Source organism: Pseudomonas sp. LBUM1664, from assembly GCF_059695895.1.
In genome coordinates this window covers 2,286,646-2,306,614 of sequence record NZ_CP166791.1, presented here as the reverse complement: position 1 = coordinate 2,306,614, position 19,969 = coordinate 2,286,646, and the positions used below count along the sequence as shown (strand labels likewise).

Sequence of the window (19,969 nt, the reverse complement as noted above, 5' to 3'; positions counted from 1 at the left end):
TGGGCAAGGGACAAGGAGCACAACGCTCAACGGCGTAAGGCCGGCAAATCACTGGTCAGCACAGCGAGCCAATGTGCAAACAATATGCAGATGGGCCACCGAGCATATTCAAACAGGCCCTGGGTTCGAGGGATCGGCCCGCTTGAGTTCATGGGCGCATTTAGCCCTGCGCGATTGCGCCCAAACAAGCGCAAGGGGCGACCTTTGCACATTATTTACACTGCCAGGCCCTACTGAGGCGCGGCCGACCCCATTGGCGCTTTTGCGTCGGTAGGCGATATACAAAGCCCGTCGTTCCTGACCATCACAAACTCTCAACCATCTGCCACAACGACGCCCCCACCCCGGTAATGCTTTCCCCGGCAATCAACCCCGCCGCCGCGGTGATGGCGAAGCGTTCTGTGAGGGTCGACCAGCGACACCGAGGCCGGCAAGACGAAGGCCAAATCCAAGGCAGCCCCTTGAAGTCGTTCATCAAGTCCGTGCATTGCCCGGCCGAGCCGCCGGCGGTGTTGGCGCTCATCAAGTTGATCGGCACCTGCCCCGGTGCGACGATGCCGAAGCTCAACTGGGACAATTGTCCGACGGCCCCGATGGGCGGAATGCCCGTGGCGCCGACCACCCGGGCGGCCACGGCAGCCAGGCAGATCGCCAAGGGGATGGTCAATAATGCCATCCACAGGTTGATGCCGAACAACAGCGCCTGCAGGCTCACCACCAATATGATCGACAGCACGAACCCGGCGGCAGGCCCAGCCTTGGGTACCGCCCAGGTCGATCCGCCGCCCGCCTTGGTGGACTTGTGCAATGCCCACAAACGAATCGCCAGAGAGGCCAGGGTCGAGCAGACCATCAGACTCACGCCCGGCCATAGCAACCACTCCACCAGCGGTCTGGGCCAGAAGTGAGCATCCGAATTTCTACGAATTCAGTATCGACGCAAGACCACCAACAATGCCAACGGGGCATTGTTGGGCATCCGGACTCTGCTGTGTTCGCGGCGCTATCCAAATAGCAATTTCATACTTTCAAGGGAATATTTCGCATAGTAACCAGAGCGGTGGCGCAGAGGGTTTCCTTACCTTGTTTCACGGCAAACAAATCAGCCGCCGCAACCGTGGTGTTGTTCGATGCATTGATGACTCTCCCCCTGGCTAGTAACTTTTCACCATCAGCAGGGGCAATTAGTTTTACAGTAAAATCTGTAGTCATATTTATCCAGCCTGGAGGCAGCAGGGTTCCAGCAGCCGAACCCCCGGCAAAATCTGCCAACGCTCCGACGATACCACCTTGAAAGTAGCCACTATGTTGAGTGAGTTCTTTGCGAGCTGGCTGTTCGATTTCACAATATCCGGGTTTAAGGTAGTTATAATGAAACCCCAGCAACTTTGCTGCTGGCATACTGAGTACTGCACCTCGGACGTGCTTGTCAAAGTCGGGATTGCTTGCAGCGAAATCTTCCATGGTATTCATCCTTATTAATCTGGATTTGTGAACGATACTAACCAAGCCATCGCTCGAGTTTTTTTTCGATGTACTGAGTACGTATTGCATTGCGCATGACTTTACCACTACTGGTTTTCAGTAGTTTTCCTGGCATCAATAAAACAATGTCGTGGGGAGTAATCTCATTGTTTATAACCACTGCCTGCCGGATGATCGAAATGATTTCGTTCCCCTCGATTTTCTTTCTCCACTCTCTTCGCACTTCTTGAACGATAATTAGTTTGTCTTCAGCGTCCGGGAGCGAAAATACCGCGCACGCCGAATTCTCTAGACTATGGTGAGCCGCTGAAACAGCGTGCTCGATATCATGCGGGTAATAATTCTTACCACGGATAATGACCATGTCTTTTATTCGGCCCGTCACATATAACTCCCCTTGGTGAACAAATCCAAGGTCTCCGGTACTTAAATAAGGCTGTTGAATGTCCCCTGATAATCGATTTGCGAAGGTGTCAGCGGTGAGAGGTTCCTGGTTCCAGTAACCTCGTGCAATATGGGGACCCGCTATCCAGATCTCTCCAATTTCGAGTGATGTGCGGGCTTTCCGGGTTGCCGGATCAACTATTTCTATACGTGTACCCGGCAATGCTTTACCCGAACCCACCAATATTTGGCAGGGAGCCGTATTCGTCAGCAGAATTTTTCCATCACGCAGCGCCTGCTTGTCAACGTTCAGTGTTATCAAGCCTGCTCCCTTGACACCTCCTGCCGCTTGTAACGTGCATTCAGCCAAGCCATAACAGGGATAAACAGCTTTTCTGCTGAAACCGAATCGCTTGAAAGCAGCCTGAAACTCACTCATTGTATCGTTACGAATTGGCTCGGCACCATTGAACGCGACTTGCCAAGTGCTCAGATCCAGATCGATATCTGGTTCTCGCTCAAGGGCTTTAACACAGGCACCAAAAGCAAAATTTGGTCCACCGCTTGTATGGGCTTGATAGAGAGATATTGCTTGAAGCCAGCGCAATGGCCAGCGCATGAATGTTACTGGCGACATCAGAATACTTGTTGCGCCGACAAACATCGGTTGAAAAATGTTTCCGATAAGACCCTGGTCGTGATAATGCGGAACCCACCCTATGACGGTAGAAGCTTCGTCATGACCGAACGCATCGCGAATCATTGCCTGATTCGCAACAATGTTCGCATGCGTCACCATGACGCCTTTAGGAGTGGATGTCGAACCTGACGTATATTGAATAAACGCCAGGTCCTCAGCGTTGACTGCAAAATAGTCAAGGGGAAACGTAGACTGTTGGCGTCCCCCTGGGTCGTCCACCTCAAGCCATGACAACGATTCTCGATGGTCTTGATCCTGAAGGGAGTTGCTTAGGGCCTTGAGTGTAATAATAAGACGTGGGGCGCAGTCGTCGATGATGCCCTGCAGGGTGCGTTGTGATCGTTTTTTATTGGGTGGACAGAGAGGTACAGCAACCACTCCTGCGTACAGGCAGCCAAAAAAAGCGATGATGAAATCTAATCCCGCCGGGAATATCAATAACGCTCTATCGCCACGTTGGACTGTCTCTAACAGACGACCGGCAAACTGCCTCGCCTCGATTCTCAACTGTGCGAAAGTCAGCTCTTTTTCCGTCACCAATTTTTCAGAAAGAAAAATATAGGCCGGTTTTTCCGGGTGGCGCTCGCTATGGTTGTCCAGGCAATCGGTCATCAAACGAAATTTTTGCATTCAACCCTCCCAGTGCTTTGTGCGCTCAATGAGTGATGAATGATGTCGATTATCCCTTGAGGCCGTGACGAGTGGAAAAAGTGGTTGCCACTCAACTCATGGAAACTGAAGTCCCCGGTCGTTCTCTCCTGCCACGCCATTAGTTCGTCGGTCTCAACCACAGGATCATGGACGGCATAGAGGGCGCTGATAGGACATTTCAATGTATGCGTGGGATTAAACTGGTAAGTTTCTACCAGAGCCAAGTCATTACGGATGATCGGCATAAGTGTATTCAACAGTCGACTGCTGGTACCGAGGGCGTCCGGAACACCGCCATAGGCTATCAACTCATTCAGGAACGCTTGGTCCGGCAGGTCGTGAATCGGCGCCAATCGTGCTGCCAACTGTGGTGCGCGTCTACCCGAGACAAATAGATGCACTATTTGAACAGCGCTGCAAATAGAAAGCTTGCGGGCGACTTCATAAGCCAATACTGCACCCATGCTATGACCGTATAACGCGAGTGGCTGACTCTCCCGAATGAGCTGTTCAGCGATATGAGTAGACAAGCTGTCGACATCAGTAAACGTGGCTCTTTGGGCAGGCCCGTCGAAGCATTCCGGTTTGATTCTTCGAATGTTTTCCGAGAGAAGGGATCCCCACCCGTTATAAGTCGCGTTACTGCCACCTGCGTGAGGAAAACAGATGAGGGAGATGTTTTGTGTGTGCATTTCACCTTATCCCGGGAGAGTCAGACAAACTGAACATCGAGAGACGACAAGCTTCGAACGATGAAGCTGCCCGCCTGCCACGTCGGTTTGCTGTGACGGCGTATCAAGCCAGGCCCTTCCAACAATCTGGAAAGTACAGCCTGCATCTGGCGCTCGGCTAACAATGCACCTAAGCAACCGTGCATACCGTAGCCAAATGCTAAATGCCCCTTTGTCTTACGTTGAATATCAAAGCGGTCAGCAGCAGGAAAAACGCGCTCATCCCTATTGGCCGAACCCAGGCACAGTAGAATCTGATCCCCTGCGTTGATAACGTGCCCATCCAGGATCAACTCTTTTGTCGCGAAGCGTTTGGTATGTTGCAGAGGTGTCTCGAACCGCAAAACCTCTTGTACACAGCAGGGAATTAGCTGCGGCCTCTCCTGGAGTAAGCGGTATTGCTCAGGATGCTCCAGCAAGGCATTTATGCCGTTACCAATCAGGCTTTTGGTGGTTTCGTTTCCGGCAACAAAGCACATGATGCAGACGAAGATCAGTTCCTCATCAGTCAAGCGATCACCATCGATTTGCAGACCAAGCAGTTGGCTGATCAAGTCCTGCTTTGGATTTTTCTTACGTTCGGCAATGACATTGGAGAGATACTCCATATATTCATCAAGAACCGTGCTGACTTTTTCAAAATCGTCCTTGACCATCAATCCAGGCTCCAACAGAAAGCGGATGGCATGGGTCCAGGCATCGATGGTCGAGTGCATTTCGTCGGGTAGTCCGATCCATTCGCACATCACTCGTAACGGCGTGGGTTGGGCTAGGCCAGATATGATGTCCATCCCCCCTTGCTGATAGGCGTCCCGCAGCAGGTCTTGGATAATGCTTTCTATAGAGCTTTGCAATTGATCTATCGCCGACTGCGAAAACGCGATGTTCATCAATTTTCTCAAACGATGGTGGTCGGGATTCTCGGTGAATACGATTGATTTGTAGGCCAACCGCTGAAACGGTGCGTTATCGCGACCAAACTTAGCGGCTTGATTATCAACCTGTTTCGGAATAATGCTTGCATTGCAACTACGATCGCGCAAAACACTCATGACATCGGCATGTCGGGTGACCACCCACATACCCAACACTTTATGCAGAGGGTTCAGCTCACGTAACTGACGGTAAACACCATACGGTGTCTCACGAAATTCAGCGGAAAAAGGGTTGAATCGGGGTAAATTCATGAATTTACCGGGTGGCAATATATGACCCTGAGCACCATCAGACATCGTGAGGTTCCCTTCCATCAGATTGATTATCGGATAGCTTGAAGTTGGAGTCTCAACAACTGAATTTTTCCGAACTGAAAACCATAAGCTGACATTTTCAGGTAGCGGAGATAACGGGTAACGACTGCATCGCCGACACGTTCCACAGCAACTGCCCTATTGGCGGACAACCGGCGATACCACTCTTCACACGTTTTCGCATAATCCAGCCGGCCATTATCGACACGTTGAATTTCGAAAATCCCCTCCGTCGCTTGAACTATTTCTGCCAACGTGGGCAGGTCCGCATTGGGAAATATTTGCTCGTTGAAGAAAGTACTTGCCTGTTCTCGTGACATGGAACCATAGGCAATTGTTTGCAACGAAAGCCGCCCCCCGGGCTTCAACCACTTTCGACAGGAAGTAAAAAAACTTCGGTAGATGGCTATTTTCTCTTCAACACTATCTGAAGGAGATGCGAAGTGTTCAAAGGCACCAATGGAAATGATCCCATCAAATGGTGTTGCGGGGACGAATTCCTGCCAATTTTTTACTTCTATGGCCACCTTCGAATATAACTGCCTTTGTATATAAGCCGCTTGTTGATCACTCAGCGTCAGTCCTACCGCGCGGTTTATGTTTGGCATATTCTCCAACGCATCAAGGACACCCCCCCACCCGCAGCCAATATCAAGCACCGACTGTACATTTCTCGCATCAATCGCCTCAAGGTGATACGCTATTTTTTTGACTTGTGCACTCTCCAGGGTCTCGCTACCGGCCCATACAGCGCAAGAGTAAGAAAGTGTTGGATCTAGCCACAACTCATAAAAATCGTTACCCACATCATAATGATGGCGTATCGCTTTCGATTCCTCTTCCAGTCGATGCTCAGTTGTTAAAGCGTTCATTTTTCCGACTTCCTGTCCCTACCCATGATCAACCCAGTCACGGCCCTGATATTGGGATTATCGAATAACTCTTCTGCCGAGATCTCTACGCCATATTTTTGTTCGATTTCGATTAACAAAGACACTGCCAACGAGGAGTCCAACCCCAACTCACTGAAATCTTTATTTTCATCGATGCTGACTCCGGGAGCATTCAGCAGCTCGCCTATCTGGTCTTTACACCATTGGACAATGGTGTCTTTTTCTATCGAGACAGATTCATATGCAGTCATGATTGAGTTTTCCTTTAGAGGGACTATACGTTTCTTTTTTTACGGCTGGTCCTTCGTTGCAATGTGGGGACTCGTAAATCCCACGCCATCCCAATCAAGCACAAGCCCCGGATAAACCAGTAACCAGGATCGAATACTGACCATTGCAACCCGAATGAAGGGGACTCGGGGAATGCATGGTGGTTGTTGTGCCATGACTCTCCGAAGGTGACTAAACCGAATAAACCACCATTGCGGCTGTAATCTTTGGATTGATAAGGTCGCGTACCGAATCGATGAAGTATGGAGTTGATGGACCAAATGATGTGCCCCACAACGAACATGCGGACAGCCCCTCCCCAAAGGAAGCCGCTCAACGCGCCCCATAAAGATTGGCTAAGCAGTCCGCCCAGTAATGCCGGCGCTAGCAGGCCAAGATAGACCCACGTGTAGTAATAACGCGCCGTTTTGGCGATGAGTGGATCTCGAATCAAATCTGGAGCGTAGTAGGCAACGTTGGGGTAATCGTGCTCCTTCATCCACATGAAGTGTGAGTGCGCCAGCCCCTTGATGATGCCTGCTAATCCGGAGCCATGCAGATTGGGTGAATGCGGGTCGCCTGGTTGATCACTCAACTCGTGGTGACGCCGATGCATGGCCACCCAAGACAGCAGGGCCCCCTGCCCGGCCATGGAACCCAGTATCGTTAAGGCAACACCAACTGCCGGCTTGGCCTTAAACGAGCGGTGAGTAAAGTATCGATGATAGCCGACACTGACGCCGATCCCAGTCAACGCCCAAAAGGCAATGAACAAACCAATATCCAATGCGCTTACGGGTATATAAAATGCCAACAACCCCGCCAGAACAACGCCAAATACAGGGAGAATATCAAAGAGCAGAAAATGCTTGCGCTGAAGTCGATGAAAGTACGGACTGCTTATCGCTTTGCGCTTCACTATCTTACGTTCGTTTTTTTCTTCGGAAATTTGATCTACTTCGGGTGAGCGCGCAGCACTGTCCATCGTCAATCACTCCGTGACATATCGTTAATTTGGCTATACGTGGCGCTTATTTATTGCCTAGCATAATAATCGCCATCCGCGCTTCAGCTAACCACTAGAAAAGAAGCGCTGGCGCGAACCACTCGCTCATCTCCAACGCTGATATAACTGTTCGCAAAAACTAATCGACTTCCGGTTTTCTGAACATCCACCACGGCTTCCAACCAATCACCTATCTTGGCGGAACCGGCAAAATCGGTTGTCAGTGCAGTGGTCACCAGTTTGAGAGGTGGGTCTTTCGCAAAAGCTGCGCTGTAGCCTAGGGCGACATCTGCCAGCGCCATGAATAAGCCTCCGTGGGCGAGTCCACGCGCATTGGCGTGTTTCTCCTGTACACGAATCCCAATAGTGAAACCTTCAGTATTTTCCCGGTAATAGAAGGGACCTAAAAGATCAAGAAAAGGGCTGCTTCTAAATAACGGCTTGAAATCCTGCGGAACATCCATTTCGCGCTCCTTTTTCTTATTTTAATAAATGCGTGGAACTCTGTAGCTCAATTATGAAAGCGCGTCAGCTAAAAACGTCTTGATTTCCGCGTTGACTATGTCGGCGTGGGTCATGTTGACCGAATGCGCGGCGCCAACAACTTCCATGAATCGGCTATGAATAATTCCTGCCTCTAGCTGCCTGGCCTGTTCACTACTGATCGCAGCGTCTTCATTGCCCCATATGACGAGTGCTGGCATCTGCAATTTGCTCAACGCAGGAGAAAGGTCATCGCGGTCTGCCAGCGCCTTAAAATTCAAACATAATGTGCTGTCGTCAATGGCTTGCCATTTTTTGATCCAAGGTACAGCCAGTTCTTTATCCGCTCCCAAGATAAATCCCGACACACGTTGTGCAATTTCATCAGTCAGGGAGTTTTCAAGCCATGCACTCAGAAGCTGTGTATATACGGCTTTCTGGCCTTCTTCTTCCACGCCAGCGTGTGTGGCGATCAAAACCAGTGCTTGAACCTTTTCGGGGTAACGCAGTGCAGCCCTCAGACTAACGTAGCCACCTTGCGACATGCCCAATAAAACGGCCTTATCGATATTGAGGTGGTCCAGTAGAGCGGAGAGGTCGTCTGCACTATCCCAGAGGCTGAAAGGCTCAGTGACGGAAGCATCTTGTCCATGCCCTCGTTGATCCCAAGTGATGATTCGATAGTGCTCACGTAACGCGCGAACCTGAGCATCGAACATGCTTTGGTCCATGAATAGACCATGAGAAAGTACTATTGCTACGTCGCCATCCAGAGTATCTGTAAAGCTAATCGGCCTTCCGTTGATCAGTACGGCGGTCATTTTATCTTCCATGATATTAGGCATATTGGCTGACGGTAGCCTAGAAATCGTCCTTGTCAAATTTGGTGGCTTGCTTCTTTCCTGAGGAAGCTAATGACAGGTACACCTCAAACGGCGCGTAGCGCGAGGTGAACGATTTCACTTGGCAGCTACTACCTGATACGACTGACAGCTATGGGTCGTTTGCAGCCTCTCACGAAAGTCAGCTATCGGCCAAAAGCCGCCGATCGGTTGAATCCACAGCCAGAAGCGGTCAATCACGAAGCACCTGCCGAACTTGATGGGATCGCTTCGCTCCCTGCTTACAACTCACCCCGAGGCGAACAAATGAAACCAACATGAAGAATTCCCTGGCATGCTTGAAAAGCAACTTTACGCGGCACTACCCTTACACGTTCGCTTGCCCCCCCTGAAAATTAATCAGGACACTATAGACATGGAATTCGTCCCTCGCATGGCATCCGCTCCACTGATCACTCTCAACGACGGCGTACAAATTCCGCAACTGGGCTTCGGCGTCTGGAAACTGGATGATGCACAGGCTTACGAGTCTTCCAAAGCCGCACTGGCAGCCGGTTACCGGCATATTGATACGGCGGTGAGTTACAGCAACGAAGCTGGGGTCGGCCGCGCTGTCGCTGAAAGCGAACTGGCCCGCGAACAGATTTTCATTACCACCAAACTATGGAATGCCGACCAGGGCTTCGACAGCACCCTGCGAGCATTCGACGCCAGCATGCAGCGCCTGGGGCTCGAAACCTTGGATCTGTACCTCATTCACTGGGCCATCCCGAAGAAAGGTGCGTATCGCGACACCTGGAAAGCCTTCGTGAGGCTGAAGCAGGAAGGTCGAGTGCGCTCCATTGGTGTGTCTAACTTCAATGTCGAGCACCTGACCCACATCATTGATGACACCGGCGTGGTGCCGTCAGTCAACCAGATCGAAATCCATCCTGACTTCAACCAGGCCGAGCTAAGCAAGTGGTGCCGCGAGCAAGGAATCAAAACCGCGTCCTGGAGCCCATTGGGCCAAGGCGGCGAGCTGCTGAAAATGCCGCTGTTCGCCGAGATCGCCCAGCACCACGGCAAAACACCTGCCCATGTCATCCTGCGCTGGCACCTGCAAAACGGCCATGTGCCGATCCCGCGCTCTAGCAATGCCCAGCGCATGGCTGCCAACCTCGATGTATTCGACTTTGAGCTGAGCAGCCACGAGCTTGAGGCGATTGCCCAGCTCAAGCAAACCGGCCGCCTGGGACCGGACCCGGAAACCATCGAAATAGGCATCTGAGTCCGAACCTCAGATAGGGCTGAACCAACGCCCTCGGAAACACTAAACTACGAAACGCCCGCTGAACGATTTAGCCAATCTGTTGCGTCGATCGGTTGAATCCACAACCCAAAGCGGTCATCCGGCGAATCATGAGGCCGATGCCAAAAAGACTTAGACGCCTTCAGCCCCCCTGCCGCAGAATTTGCATCAGCTGTCCAACAACGATGGCTTCGACGGCACCTTCACTGGCGCCCGCCTCAAAAGCAGCGCAACAAGCCGATGCGTCGCCGTCGCAAATACGGTAGACAGCAATGACACTGCCTGGCCCGCAGCCTGTGTGCCCGCATAGGGAATATCCGCCATCAATCGACCCCTGCATCACACCAAGGCCATAGCCCGGCTTGATCCATGGGCGCCCGGGAATCGGGCCGCCCAATATTCGTGCTGTCTGCATTTCCTGGAGCAAGGCCGTGGAGAGCAGGTCTGCGCAGAGGAGTCGATCCAGAAATAGCGCTGCTTGCGAAATTGGGCCGATTAACAGGCCGTGATAAACCCAGGCGGGGTCATAATTTGAGGTGCTTCCAAGATGGGTCGTTTGTAAGTCTGCTCGCGTTTTAGCAAAGCGAACGTTCGACAGGCCCAGAGGGGAAAGTGCCCGTTGAATCACCGCTTCATCAAGCGTCAGATCAGTTAGCCGTTCAATTAGCCTGCCGATGAGCAAGTAGCCCACATTCGAGTAACGCCAACCGGTTCCGGGACTGTATCGAAGTCGAGTACCATCAAGGCGTTGCATCATTTCATTTGCCGACCAGGCGGGCTCACTGTTCGTAACGGCAGCGTGATACTCCGCAAGTTCGCCGTAATCAGCCAGACCTGCCTCATGCCGCAGTAGCTGGCGTAACGTGAAAGGCTGATCAAGAATTGGGTCGTCCAATCTGATCAGCCCGTCACGTACCAACGATAAGGCTGTCGCAGCCAAGACTGTTTTCGTAAAACTCCACCAGGGGGCCATCAGTTCTAATCGGTCAGGCGTTTGTGGCTGACCATTTGATACGAGTGAACTGAGCATTGGCTTCCTTGGAATGTTGAGCGGATCTACAACTCGACAAGATATCTCATTCACTCTTCTTCATCAGAGTGAAAAGTCAGCCGTTTGTACTGTCCTGAACGACTGCTATTGGCCCAGAGTGTGTAAAAACGCGCTGATGCACCGTCGGCGCGCAGCGCTGACGGTTGTTAGCTGAGTGATTGCTCGCAACAAGTCCTGCGGATCATCACGAGGGCCTGGGAGCCCCTAGCACCGCTTCTACCTTGCTGGGTGGCCAAAATACAGACCTCTTCAGGCCGACAGCGCCTTCATTAAACCGCTGGTACCGAGAATTTTCATGACCCGCTTCAAGTTGTAGGCGAGGACGTTCAAGCTCATCTCCGCACTCACTCCGTTCAGCTTTCGTGTCAGGAAATGCGTGGCGCCCATCCATTGTTTGAGTGTCCCGAAGGGATGCTCGACCGTACGTTTGCGGACTCGCATCATGTCCGGCGCGTTGCTCAGCCTGTTCTGCATTTCCTCCAGTACGGCTTCATGCTCCCAGCGTCGAACCCGCCGTTCCGTGCTCGGTGTGCACTGCGGTTTCATTGCGCAGCCCTTGCATTTCGAACTCCAGTAACGGTGCAGCGTCAGGCCTTTTTCAACGTTGGTATAGCGCCAGATCAGTGCTTCTCCCGCCGGGCAAATGTATTCGTTTTTTGCCGCGTCGTAGATGAAAGCATCGTTATTGAAACGCCCGTCCGCTTTGGCTCCAGAGGTCATCGGCTTGGGCACATAGGCAGTGATGCCTGCATCGTGACAAGCCAGGATCTCTTCGCTTTTGAAGTAACCTCGATCAGCCACTACCGACAACGTTTCTGACGCCATAGCCTCGCAGGCCTGCTTGGCCATCGAGCTGAGTTGATCGCGGTCGGAACCGACGTTGGTAACCTCATGTGCAACGATCAAATGGTGCTGGGTATCGACCGCTGTCTGCACGTTGTAACCGACGATTCCAGTGCCGCGCGTCATCATGGAGCGGGCGTCTGGATCGGTCAGTGAGACCTGTTTATCCGGTGATTCGTTGAGTTGAGTTTCAATGACCTGTAACTCTTTCATCTGAGCTTTGAGCTTGTCGATTTTCTCTTGCAGACGAGTAGCCTTAGGCTGGGCGATCGAGGGTTCTTGCCGATCGGCTTCGTCGAGCGCAGTCAGGTACCGATTGATACCCGATTCAATTTCTTCCATTCGCCGCTTGAGTTTGGCGCTGGTGAAATTGCGGTCGCGGTTGTTGACCGCCTTGAATTTGCTGCCGTCGATGGCGACCAGATTTTCTCCGAACAGTCCCAGCTGCTGGCACAGCACCACGAACTGGCGGCAGACACCTCGGATGGCCTTGCTGTTGTCTTTTCGGAAGTTGGCGATGGTCTTGAAATCGGGCATCAAACGCCCGGTCAGCCACATCAGCTCGACGTTGCGTTGGACCTCTCGTTCAAGACGCCGGCTCGATGGAATGCGGTTCAGATAGCCGTAGATGTAGATCTTCAGCAGGATCGCGGGATGGTAAGCCGGCCGGCCAGTATCAGCCGGTATGGCGCCCTCGAAACCCAGTTTGACCAGGTCGAGTTCGTCGACAAAGACGTCGACTACGCGCACCGGATTGGTATCCGTGACGTAATCGTCGAGGCTCGCCGGAAGGAAGGTGCCTTGGCCTCGATGTTCACCTTGGATAAAGCGCTTCATGGGCGATCCCTGCGATGAAATCCTCAGAAATCATAGCAAGGGTTTGCGAAAGCGTTTTTACACACTCTGGGCCGCCTGCATACTCAACACCGCACCGGCGGCGACCACCCCCAGCAATAAAACAAACAGACTCATATTCAACCTCGAGCAATCAGGACAAGGGCCACGACGATCAGCGCCAACGCCAGCCAGCGCTCGCCGTTGAACCGCTTGCGGGTCGCGCCGAACCAACCGAAATGGTCAATCAATACACTTTTGCCAACCTGGCCGGAGAGGATCGCGATCATGGTCATGGCAATGCCGATGTGGGGCGTGGCGATCGTCAGGACCACCACGTAGATCGGCCCCAGGAAACCGCCGATCAATTGCCAACGTGGCAATTCATTCAGGGCGGGGCCTTGCTGACGACCGCTCAACAGCAACAGTAGAAACAAAATCGCCGAACCAACGCCGAAGATGCTCAGGGTGGCCCACAAATGACCGACCTGGACCCCGAGCGGCCCCAGCAGGCCGGCTTCGACCGACAACCCCATGCCGGCCAGGATCACCAAGGGCAGCAATAACCAGCGCAACAGTGGCCGGGATGAGGACGCAGTCACCGTCGGTGCAGCCTCATTGAGAGAAGGCGCTTGCATAAAACAAAACCTGTCGAGGAAAGAATGTCCGGCATTATCGGCTGGCACTGCTGTGCGATAAATGGGAGCATCCCGATAACACTTTTGCGCAATGCGCACAGCGGAGCAGTCCATGTACGGCCTCAACGAATTTGGCTTCAAGGCGCTCCGCTTGTTTGTCGCGGTGCTCGACCATGGCAGTTTTTCGGAGGTGGCCAGGCGTGAGGGCCTGGCCCCGTCATCGATTTCCCGGCAGATTCAGTTGATGGAGCAGGCCCTGAACCAGCAGTTGCTCTATCGTCATACCCGCGCCGTTTCCCCCACCGAAGCCGGCCGCCTGCTGGGGCATCACGCACGGCTGCTGCTGGAGCAGTTGGAGGAGGCTGAACAGGCCTTGCAGGAACAGCACAGCGAACCAGCCGGACGGGTGCGGATCAACGCGCCTGTGGTGTTCGGCCAGCGTCACCTGACGCCATGGCTGGGACAGTTGTGCGAGCGCTACCCGAAGCTGCAACTGGATATCCAGCAGACCGACAGCTATGTCGACCCGCTGCAGGAAGGTGCCGACCTGCTGTTTCGCATCGGTCCGCTGCCCGACTCCGGCATGCAGGCGCGGATCCTCGCCCCCCATCGCTTTCAGATCGCGGCCAGCCCCGCCTACCTGGCCCGTCATGGCGCGCCGCTTAAACCCCAGGAGCTGGCGGCCCACCAGTGCCTGGCCTACAAAGGCGTGAGCGGCCAGCAGCGCTGGTTCTTCCGTCGCCCGGGCCAGGCCTGGACGCCCTACAGCGTCCGAGGACCGATCACCGGCAACCACGCCGACACCCTGACCCAAGCCGCCGAGCAAGGCCTGGGGCTGGTGATGTTTCCGTCGTGGCTGATCGGTGAAGCCGTGCGCAACGGCACGCTGATACCGGTGCTGCGCGATTACGAAGCGTCCAATAGCCTCGAACCCCAGCAGATCGCCATCCTCTGGCCAGGCAGCCGACGCCTGTCGGTAAAAGTGCGCACGGTGATCGATTTCTTTCTGGAGTGTTTTGGTGAAGTGCCCTACTGGGATCGCTGATCGTTGCGCCATCGCGAGCAGGCTCGCTCCCACATTTTAATCTGTGATGGACTTGGATTCTGGGTCCACTGCAATCCACTGTGGGGGCGGGCTTGCTCGCGAAAGCGGTGTATCAGCCGACATCAATACTGAATGTGCCGGCCTCTTCGCGAGCAAGCCCGCTCCCACAGGGGTGTGATCGACCACGATCTGAGGTGGAGGCCCGTCGCCGGCTCGGGGCAAAATGATGAGCCCCGGTCGTGACTGGCGCTGGAGTCAAGTGCGACGCCCGTGGGATGATCGGCCTTCAAGCGCGACCCTTTGTGGAGAGTTTCAATGTCATTGCTGAGTAAACACGCCGCCGCCCTGCTGCTGACAGCCGTCGCCAGTCTGGTCGTGGTGCCGACCCATGCCGCACAGCCCAAAACCGTCGGCGATGCAGCGGCACAGAAAGTTTCGATGCTGGGTGGCAAGTTCGCCTTCACCCTGCCCAAGGGCTTCACGGCGACACCGCTGCCCGCAGGTGATGCCGCCCAAGGCACCGCCGGGGCGACGGGTACGATGTACAGCAATGCCACCAGTAGAACCGTGGTGATTGCGGCTGAAAACACCATCGTCGACGGCTCGAATGTGAAAGACGACGACAGTGCGTTCCTCGACACGACCATGGCCGACTTCGCCGCCCAGCGAATCAAAGCCCTGCCGGATGCCAAGATCCTGAGCGAAAAAAGCCTGACCCAAAAAGGCACCGGCCTGGGTCTGCGTCAGCTCGACACCAGCGCCACCCAGGGCGGCGGACCAACCCTCGATACCACATTGCTGAGTGCCTCCGGCACGCGCATGGCGGTGGTGCAGATCATTTCCCGGGCCAGTGACAAGGCCGGTCATGAGGCGTTGGTAAAACAGATCGTCAGCGGTAAGTGATCTGCCCCGAAAAAAGTGGGAGCGGGCTTGCTCGCGATGACGTCGACACATTCAACGAAGCCCCTAGGGATTGAGCCGCTCCAGCCAGGCCCGCAGGTCCTGCACTTCCAGGTCACTGATGGTGTGACCAACGCCTGGGTAGGCATGGAATTCGGGTTCCAGGGCCAGGGTCTTCAGGAACGTGTCGGCTTCGGTGCCGTCGTGATAGGGAATGACCGGGTCTGCCGTGCCGTGGCCGATGAACACGGCCAGTGTCCGGCGCGACTGGTCGGGTGTCAGTTCAGCCCGCAGCACTGACAGGACTCGCCCACCCATCGCGGCAATGCCGCCGACGGCGTCGGGGTGTCGCAAGGCTACTTCGTAGCTCATCATCGCGCCCTGGCTGAAGCCCACCAGGTACACGTTGCTCGCGTCGGTCTGGTATTTGGCCCGCGCCTTCTCGATGAAATCCAGCAACACCTGGCCGCTGGCCTTCAGGTCTGTCGTGTCACCGTCATAGGCACCCTCGCCCTTCTTGGCAAACCACTGGTAATGCCCCGGCTCCATGGTTTTCGGCGCCCGCACCGAGAGGTAGTTGTAGTCTTGGGGCAGCTCATCCTTGAGTTCGAACAGGTCCTGTTCGTTACTGCCGGAGCCGTGCAAAAAGATCACCAGCGGCCGGTTTTTGGCCTGCTCATCGGCGTGGGCAAGGTAGTTGAGCGGTAAGTCCGTGTGCAACGAAGGTTGGGCCTGCAACCCGGACGACACCAGCAACAGCAACAGGGCGAGCGCTTTAAACATCGATCTTCCTCCATCATTTGATAGCCGCACGGCAACGACCGTGCGCTGAGGTAGACAGCACTTATCAGTCGTTGCTCAATTTGCCCGAACGAATGGGTTCACGCCCGGCGACTTTCGCCTGCCAGATCCCTGGCTGGGTGTAGCGCCCACGGTCCAGGGCGAACAGCACGCCGCTGGTGCCGGCCGGTACGGTGGTGACCCGATCACTCAACGGGTCGACCACCTCGAACAAAGGATCGCCCCGCTCCACCCACTCACCGGCTTCGCGCAGGAAGCTCACCACGCCGTGGTGCGGCGCGAACAGGTATTCAGTGCCTTCGAACGGTAAGCCTTCGCAGCATTCGGTGGGCGCGGGCGGCCAATCACCGCTAATAAATCCCTGCTCGGCCAGAAACCCGAGAATGGCCTCGCAATTGGCCTGGGCCTGCTCCACCCGGGTGTCACCCATGCTGCCCAGCTCCAGCGTGGTTGCCAGGTTGGCCAGCGGGATTGCGGCCTCGGGAAAAGCCCTGGCCAAGCGCAACCAGGGCGTGGAGCAGGACTCGTCGAACGAACTGCCGCCAGAATCTTCGCACAGCAACGCCACCCCGGCGTTCAACCGTGCGGCCAGCGAGCGCCACTGCGGCCAGTGCTGCGGTAAGGCGTACAAGTGGATCGCGGCCTCGAAATCGCAATGCAAATCCAGGGTGACGTCCGCGTCGCAGGCGTGACTCAGCAACAGACGATGCAGCGCTTCAAGTTGCGAAGGTGGCGCCGGCAAATCCTCCAGGACCTGGGCCATGGTCTGGCGGATCAGCGTGATATTGGCGGCCGGGTCGTCGCCCAGGCGATCACCAATGCGCTGCGCCACTGGCGCGCTGAGCTCCACGAAGGATCGATTGAAGTTCTTGCCGCTGCCCAGTTCGAAACGTCCCATGTGAGCGCTCTGCAGATGTTGATCCAGACCGATCGGGTTGGCCACCGGCACCAATTCGATTACCCCCTTGAGCAGGCCCTGGGCCTCGAGTGTGTTGAGCCGCTGCTTCAACTCCCAGGCGGTACGCATGCCCGGCAATTCATCGGCGTGCAGGCTGGCCTGGATGTACGCCTTGCGCGGGCCGTGGCCGTAACGAAACACACTGAGCCGGCGCTCGGTGCCCAGTTGGCTCCATGGCAGGGTATGGTCGATGCGTTGCATGAGGAACTCCGGATGGCGGTATCTCGATAGGCTCAGGGTAAAACAATCGCCCATGAAAAAGGTGGCCGGCCGGGTCAACGGCGGGCCACCTGGACACTACGTCTCAGCAATTAATGCCCGTAGACGTCAAAGGCAAAGTATTTATCCTGCACCTTCTTGTACGTGCCGTTGGCGCGGATTTCAGTGATGGCGGCGTTGAATTTCTCGGCCAGCGCCTTATCGCCCTTGCGCACCGCAATGCCGGCGCCGCCACCGAAGTATTTCGGGTCTTCGTAGGTCGGGCCCACGAAGGCGAAGCCTTTGCCGGCGTCGGTTTTCAGGAAACCGTCGTCGAGGTTGACCGAGTCGGCCAGCATGGCGTCTAGGCGCCCGGCGACCATGTCCAGGTTGGCTTCCTGCTGGGAGCCGTAGCGCACCAGGTTAATGCCCGCCGGCACCAGCACTTCAGTGGCGAAACGGTCGTGGGTACTGGCGCGCAGCACACCGACTTTTTTGCCTTTGAGTTCGGTCAGTGGGTCCTTGACCTCGCTGCCTTCCTTCATCACGAAACGCGCTGGGGTGTGGTAGTACTTGATGGTGAAATCGACGTTTTTCTTGCGATCATCGGTGATGGTCATGGACGATAGGATTGCGTCGATTTTCTTCACTTTCAGCGCCGGGATCAGGCCGTCGAACTCCTGCTCGACCCAGGTGCACTTAACCTTCATCTGTTCACACAGCGCGTCGCCGATATCGACATCGAAGCCGGTCAATTTGCCGTCGGGGGTTTTCATCGAAAAGGGTGGATAACCGGCTTCGATCCCGAGACGGATCGGCTTAGCGTCTTCGGCCACGGCCGACAGAGACAACACGGACAGTGCCAGGGCACCGAATATCGCTAGCTTCTTCATTCTTTCTCCTGAGTGCGCAGGTTCTTTATTAGCAGATTATTGGCAGATTCGTAGGCCGCGTTCGGTCAGTAAAAACCGAAGTGGCCGGAGTCTAGAGGGGCACTCAGGGGGCGAATTGTGTTCAGGCGACAAATATTTATAGAAAAACCCAGGATTGCTTAACGACTACGACGTTTGCAAAAAAATCTGTCAGACAACGCACCGTGGCGAGGGAGCAAGCTCCCTCGCCACGGTGGTCATGCAACGGCTTGCAAAAGAGGCCTCAGCAATCGCAGCCGATAGCTTTGTCCTCCACGCGTTCCACGAAGCCGATCAAGTGAAAACCTTCGTCGAGCCAGCCCATGACACCGCCGATCATTTCCTTGACCGGGTAACCCAAGGTCGCCAGCCGCACTGCCGCCTTGTTCGCACCGTTGCAATGCGGACCTGCGCAATACACCACAAACAGGGTCGTCTTGGGATAGGCCGCCAGCGCCTGGGCGGTGAGCGTCCGAGTTGGAAGGTTGATCGCCCCGGGAACATGGCCGCGTTCGTAAGCCAGCGGCCCGCGTACATCCACCAACACAAAATCGACATCGCCGGCCTGTTGGCTGGCATGAACATCGGAACAATCAGTTTCGAATGTCAGACGCCGGCTGAAATGCTCCAAGGCGATTTCGGACGGGGCAGCAGGCACTTGGCGAACCAGGCTGTTCATCGGTGTACTCCAGAGTAGATGAGGGCGTGAGCAGACTTTATCCGCCCGAGGCTTACCGCTACAGTGGCGCACAAGACACTCTGTGGGAATTTTCCGCCAAATGCAGCCTACCCCTGGTCTGGTCGCGATCCTTGCCTATGACGGCCTGTGCACCTTCGAATTCGGCATTGCCGTCGAGATCTTCGGCTTGGCTCGACCCGAATTCGATTTTTCCTGGTACGAACACCGGATCGTCGCCGTCGATGACGGCCCGATGCGCGCCATGGGCGGCTTTCAGGTATTGGCCGATGGCGGCATGGAACTGCTCGAAACCGCTCGAACCATTATCGTGCCGGGCTGGCGCAGCCGCAGCGAGCCACCGTCCGAAGCCTTGCTTGAGGCACTGCGCCGCGCCCATGACCGAGGCGCACGCCTGCTGTCGATCTGCTCCGGGGCGTTCGTGCTGGCGGCCGCCGGGCTGCTCGACGGGCTGGGGGCCACCACCCACTGGCGTTACACCGATGAACTGGCCAAAAGCTTCCCCGCGGTCCTGGTGGACCCGGACGTGCTGTACGTGGACTCAGGGCAAGTCATCACCTCGGCCGGCAGCGCCGCAGGCATCGATGCCTGCCTGCACCTGGTGGCGCGGGACTTCGGCGCCCAGGTCGCCAATGCCGTGGCGCGCCGGTTGGTGATGTCGCCGCAACGCACGGGCGGTCAGGCGCAGTTCATTCCGTCGCCGGTCAGTCGCACGCCACGCAGTGACCTGTCAGGCGTCATGCAATGGGCCCGCGAACGCCTCCATGAACCCCTCGGCGTGCGCGAACTGGCCAGTCAGGCGGCCATGAGCGAACGAACCTTCCTGCGACACTTCACCCAGGCCTGCGGGCTGTCACCCAAGGCCTGGCTGCAACATGAGCGCCTGGCCCGGGCCCGTGAGTTGCTGGAAAGCACCGATGACAACACCGACAACATTGCCCAACTGTGTGGCTACCGTTCGGTGGAGAGCTTTCGCGTGGCGTTTCGCAGCGTGGTGGGGTTGGCGCCGTCGGTGTATCGCGAGCGGTTTGGGCGGGGGTGAATCCGGCTAGCTCAATAAGCGAATGGGGTTGTGGCGAGGGGATTTAACCCCTCGCCACAAGGTTA

The 19,969-nt window shown here is 55.4% G+C and carries 20 protein-coding genes and 1 pseudogene; 4 read left to right on the top strand and 17 right to left on the bottom strand.

The features are described from left to right. Nucleotides 1–304: 304 nt before the first annotated feature. From ACA047_RS10910 to ACA047_RS10865, 10 genes and pseudogenes are all read right to left on the bottom strand, one after another. Nucleotides 305–889: pseudogene (locus ACA047_RS10910) on the bottom strand (OPT/YSL family transporter); the annotation flags it as partial. Nucleotides 890–1,020: 131 nt separating this feature from the next. Then, complete coding sequence (locus ACA047_RS10905) at nt 1,021–1,464, bottom strand: PaaI family thioesterase (protein ID WP_497359189.1); 444 nt, start codon at nt 1,462–1,464, stop codon at nt 1,021–1,023. A 37-nt stretch (nt 1,465–1,501) separates the two neighbouring features. After that, on the bottom strand, nt 1,502–3,199 hold the full coding sequence (locus tag ACA047_RS10900) for a fatty acyl-AMP ligase (protein WP_497359187.1): 1,698 nt from the start codon (nt 3,197–3,199) through the stop codon (nt 1,502–1,504). Next, nucleotides 3,181–3,912 (bottom strand): thioesterase II family protein, encoded by a 732-nt coding sequence (locus tag ACA047_RS10895; protein ID WP_497359185.1) that lies wholly within the window; start codon nt 3,910–3,912, stop codon nt 3,181–3,183. The genes ACA047_RS10900 and ACA047_RS10895 overlap by 19 nt, the downstream gene beginning before the upstream one ends. A 20-nt stretch (nt 3,913–3,932) precedes the next feature. Beyond that, nucleotides 3,933–5,183 carry a cytochrome P450 gene (locus ACA047_RS10890; RefSeq protein WP_497359183.1) on the bottom strand — a complete coding sequence of 417 codons (1,251 nt, stop codon included), beginning with the start codon at nt 5,181–5,183 and terminating at the stop codon, nt 3,933–3,935. Nucleotides 5,184–5,209: 26 nt separating this feature from the next. Then, nucleotides 5,210–6,073, bottom strand: coding sequence for a class I SAM-dependent methyltransferase (locus tag ACA047_RS10885; RefSeq protein ID WP_497359181.1), 864 nt, complete (start codon nt 6,071–6,073; stop codon nt 5,210–5,212). Then, nucleotides 6,070–6,345, bottom strand: coding sequence for an acyl carrier protein (locus ACA047_RS10880; RefSeq protein WP_497359179.1), 276 nt, complete (start codon nt 6,343–6,345; stop codon nt 6,070–6,072). The genes ACA047_RS10885 and ACA047_RS10880 overlap by 4 nt, the downstream gene beginning before the upstream one ends. A 23-nt stretch (nt 6,346–6,368) precedes the next feature. Continuing rightward, nucleotides 6,369–7,349 carry an acyl-CoA desaturase gene (locus ACA047_RS10875; RefSeq protein WP_497359177.1) on the bottom strand — a complete coding sequence of 327 codons (981 nt, stop codon included), beginning with the start codon at nt 7,347–7,349 and terminating at the stop codon, nt 6,369–6,371. Between the two features lie 83 nt (nt 7,350–7,432). Further along, nucleotides 7,433–7,834, bottom strand: a complete 402-nt coding sequence (locus ACA047_RS10870) for a PaaI family thioesterase (protein ID WP_497359175.1) — start codon at nt 7,832–7,834, stop codon at nt 7,433–7,435. A 51-nt stretch (nt 7,835–7,885) separates the two neighbouring features. Next, nucleotides 7,886–8,674: an alpha/beta fold hydrolase gene (locus ACA047_RS10865; protein WP_497359173.1), complete on the bottom strand. Its 789-nt coding sequence runs from the start codon at nt 8,672–8,674 to the stop codon at nt 7,886–7,888. 436 nt (nt 8,675–9,110) lie between these two features. Between ACA047_RS10865 and ACA047_RS10860 the strand changes: the two genes are divergently transcribed. After that, nucleotides 9,111–9,965: an aldo/keto reductase gene (locus tag ACA047_RS10860; protein ID WP_497359171.1), complete on the top strand. Its 855-nt coding sequence runs from the start codon at nt 9,111–9,113 to the stop codon at nt 9,963–9,965. A 163-nt stretch (nt 9,966–10,128) separates the two neighbouring features. Here the strand turns inward: ACA047_RS10860 and ACA047_RS10855 are convergent, their stop codons facing one another. The 3 genes from ACA047_RS10855 to ACA047_RS10845 all read right to left on the bottom strand — a co-directional run bounded on the left by ACA047_RS10855 (nt 10,129) and on the right by ACA047_RS10845 (nt 13,352). Then, on the bottom strand, nt 10,129–11,016 hold the full coding sequence (locus ACA047_RS10855) for a serine hydrolase domain-containing protein (protein WP_497359169.1): 888 nt from the start codon (nt 11,014–11,016) through the stop codon (nt 10,129–10,131). A gap of 270 nt (nt 11,017–11,286) precedes the next feature. Beyond that, on the bottom strand, nt 11,287–12,717 hold the full coding sequence (locus tag ACA047_RS10850) for an IS1182 family transposase (RefSeq protein WP_497351847.1): 1,431 nt from the start codon (nt 12,715–12,717) through the stop codon (nt 11,287–11,289). A gap of 137 nt (nt 12,718–12,854) precedes the next feature. Beyond that, entirely contained in the window at nt 12,855–13,352 is a 498-nt protein-coding gene (locus ACA047_RS10845; RefSeq protein ID WP_497359167.1) for a DMT family transporter, read from the bottom strand. A 112-nt stretch (nt 13,353–13,464) separates the two neighbouring features. On the opposite strand from ACA047_RS10845, the gene ACA047_RS10840 reads away from it, so the two are divergent. Together ACA047_RS10840 and ACA047_RS10835 are read left to right on the top strand one after the other, a co-directional pair. Then, nucleotides 13,465–14,397: a LysR family transcriptional regulator gene (locus ACA047_RS10840; protein WP_497359165.1), complete on the top strand. Its 933-nt coding sequence runs from the start codon at nt 13,465–13,467 to the stop codon at nt 14,395–14,397. Between the two features lie 315 nt (nt 14,398–14,712). Continuing rightward, entirely contained in the window at nt 14,713–15,300 is a 588-nt protein-coding gene (locus ACA047_RS10835; RefSeq protein WP_497359163.1) for a DcrB/PsbP domain-containing protein, read from the top strand. A 63-nt stretch (nt 15,301–15,363) separates the two neighbouring features. On the opposite strand, the gene ACA047_RS10830 is transcribed toward ACA047_RS10835, so the two are convergent. The 4 genes from ACA047_RS10830 to ACA047_RS10815 form a co-directional block, all read right to left on the bottom strand. Next, nucleotides 15,364–16,080: an alpha/beta hydrolase gene (locus tag ACA047_RS10830; RefSeq protein ID WP_497359161.1), complete on the bottom strand. Its 717-nt coding sequence runs from the start codon at nt 16,078–16,080 to the stop codon at nt 15,364–15,366. 64 nt (nt 16,081–16,144) lie between these two features. Next, nucleotides 16,145–17,257, bottom strand: coding sequence for a M14 family metallopeptidase (locus ACA047_RS10825; RefSeq protein ID WP_497359159.1), 1,113 nt, complete (start codon nt 17,255–17,257; stop codon nt 16,145–16,147). A 110-nt stretch (nt 17,258–17,367) separates the two neighbouring features. Continuing rightward, the gene (locus tag ACA047_RS10820) at nt 17,368–18,147 is read right to left on the bottom strand and encodes an ABC transporter substrate-binding protein (protein WP_497359158.1); all 780 of its coding nucleotides are present in this window, start codon (nt 18,145–18,147) and stop codon (nt 17,368–17,370) included. Nucleotides 18,148–18,409: 262 nt separating this feature from the next. Beyond that, nucleotides 18,410–18,844, bottom strand: coding sequence for a rhodanese-like domain-containing protein (locus ACA047_RS10815; RefSeq protein WP_497359156.1), 435 nt, complete (start codon nt 18,842–18,844; stop codon nt 18,410–18,412). Nucleotides 18,845–18,944: 100 nt separating this feature from the next. On the opposite strand from ACA047_RS10815, the gene ftrA reads away from it, so the two are divergent. Further along, nucleotides 18,945–19,904 (top strand): transcriptional regulator FtrA, encoded by a 960-nt coding sequence (ftrA, locus tag ACA047_RS10810; RefSeq protein WP_497359154.1) that lies wholly within the window; start codon nt 18,945–18,947, stop codon nt 19,902–19,904. The last annotated feature ends 65 nt before the right edge of the window (nt 19,905–19,969 follow it).